Raw genomic sequence first — 2,415 nt, 5'->3', positions numbered from 1 at the left:
GGCCTGATGAGCTTCCTCAAGATCGGCGACCGGGCGGCCGGCGCCATCAAGTCGGGCGGCACGACACGGCGCGCGGCCAAGATGGTGGTGGTCGATATCGACCATCCCGATATCGAGGCTTTCATCGACTGGAAGGTGACCGAGGAGCAGAAGGTGGCGGCGCTCGTCACCGGCTCGAAGATCAACCGCAAGCACCTCAATGCCATCATGCGCGCCTGCGTCAATTGCGAGGCCGATGACGACGCCTGCTTCGACCCGAAAAAGAACCCGGCGCTGAAACGCGAAATCCTTGCAGCGCGCCGCGCGCATGTGCCGGAAAACTATGTCCAGCGCGTGATCCAGTTCGCAAAGCAGGGTTACGACGAAATCGACTTCAAGGTTTACGACACCGACTGGGACTCCGAAGCCTATCTGACCGTTTCGGGCCAGAACTCCAACAACACGGTGCGCGTGACCGATGATTTCCTGCGCGCGGTCGAGAATGACGGCGACTGGACGCTGACCAACCGCCTCAATGGCGGCGCGGCGAAGACCCTGCCGGCGCGCGATCTCTGGGAAAAGATCGGCCATGCGGCCTGGGCCAGCGCCGATCCGGGCATCCAGTTCCACACCACGATCAACGACTGGCACACCTGCCCCGCTTCCGGCCCGATCCGCGCCAGCAATCCGTGCTCGGAATATATGTTCCTCGACGATACGGCCTGCAACCTCGCCTCGCTCAACTTGATGCAGTTCCGCGAGACGAATGGCCGCTTCGACGTCGAAGCCTTCGAACATGCGGTCAAGCTCTGGACCATCGTGCTCGAAATTTCGGTGCTGATGGCACAGTTCCCGAGCCGCGAGATCGCCGAACGCTCCTACCGCTTCCGCACGCTCGGCCTCGGCTTTGCCAATATCGGCGGGCTTTTGATGTCCTGCGGACTGCCTTACGATTCAGATGCCGGCCGCGCGCTGGCGGGCGCCATCAGCGCCGTGATGACCGGCGTTTCCTATGCGACCTCGGCGCAAATGGCCAAGGAACTCGGCCCCTTCCCGGCGCACGCCGAAAATGCCGATCACATGCTGCGCGTGATGCGCAATCACGCCCGCGCGGCACACGGGCTCACGTCGGGCTATGAAGGCCTCAATGTCGCGCCGGTGCCGCTCGACGCGGCCAACTGCCCGCAAGGCGATCTCGTCGACCATGCGCGGGCGGCCTGGGACCTCGCCGTTTCGATGGGCGAGCGCAGCGGCTACCGCAATGCGCAAGCGACCGTGATCGCGCCGACCGGCACGATCGGCCTTGTGATGGATTGCGACACGACCGGCATCGAGCCCGATTTCGCGCTGGTCAAATTCAAGAAGCTCGCGGGCGGCGGCTATTTCAAGATCATCAACCGCGCCGTGCCGCAGGCCTTGAAGACTCTCGGCTATGACGACGCCGCGATTGCCGCGATCATCGACCATGCCGTGGGTCGCGGCACCATGGCCGACGCGCCCGGCATCAACCATGCGATGCTGCGCGCGCGCGGCTTCACGGACGAGAAGATCGAGGCGATCGAAGCGGCGCTCGCGACCGCCTACGACATCCGTTTCGTCTTCAACAAATGGCAGATCGGCGAGGATTTCTGCACCGGGGTGCTCGGTCTCGACGCCGAGGAAACCGACAATCTCGATTTCGACATGCTGGGGGCGCTCGGCTTCACCAAGGCCGAAATCGACGCCGCCAATATCCATGTCTGCGGGACGATGACGCTGGAAGGCGCGCCGGGGCTCAAGCCCGAGCATCTTTCGGTGTTCGATTGCGCCAGCCCCTGCGGCCGCACCGGCACGCGGGCGCTCTCGGTCGAAAGCCATATCCACATGATGGCCGCCGCCCAGCCCTTCATCTCGGGCGCGATCTCCAAGACCATCAACATGCCGAATGCGGCGAGCGTCGAGGACTGCAAGGAGAGCTACATGCTGTCCTGGAAGCTCGCGCTCAAAGCCAACGCGCTTTACCGCGACGGCTCGAAGCTGTCGCAGCCCCTGAGCGCGCAACTGATCGAGGACGAGGACGACGAGGCGGAGGAAAGCGCGGTCGAAACGCTGATCGCGCAGCCGGCGCAGGAACGCGCCCGCGTCGTCGCCGAGCGCGGCGTGGCGCAGCTTGTCGAACAGGTGAAGGCCGCGGAGCAGAAGCGCGACAAGCTTCCCGACCGGCGCAAGGGCTACACGCAGAAGGCGCTTGTCGGCGGCCACAAGGTCTATCTCCGGACCGGCGAATATGACGACGGCAAGATCGGCGAAATCTTCATCGACATGCACAAGGAGGGCGCGGCCTTCCGCTCGCTGATGAACAATTTCGCCATCGCGATTTCGCTCGGGCTGCAATATGGCGTGCCGCTGGAAGAATATGTCGAGGCCTTCACCTTCACACGCTTCGAACCGGCCGGC

General features: G+C 63.9%; 1 protein-coding gene. It reads left to right on the top strand.

Annotated features, from left to right (window positions below):
• The coding region (locus tag WEB61_RS11575; protein ID WP_368064486.1) for an adenosylcobalamin-dependent ribonucleoside-diphosphate reductase at window positions 1-2,415 on the top strand (2,415 nt) is incomplete at both ends.

Source organism: Parvibaculum sp., from assembly GCF_040882025.1.
Classification (GTDB): Bacteria; Pseudomonadota; Alphaproteobacteria; order Parvibaculales; family Parvibaculaceae; genus Parvibaculum.
The sequence above is the reverse complement of the archived record's forward strand: the minus strand, read 5'-3'. Positions and strand labels throughout refer to the sequence as shown.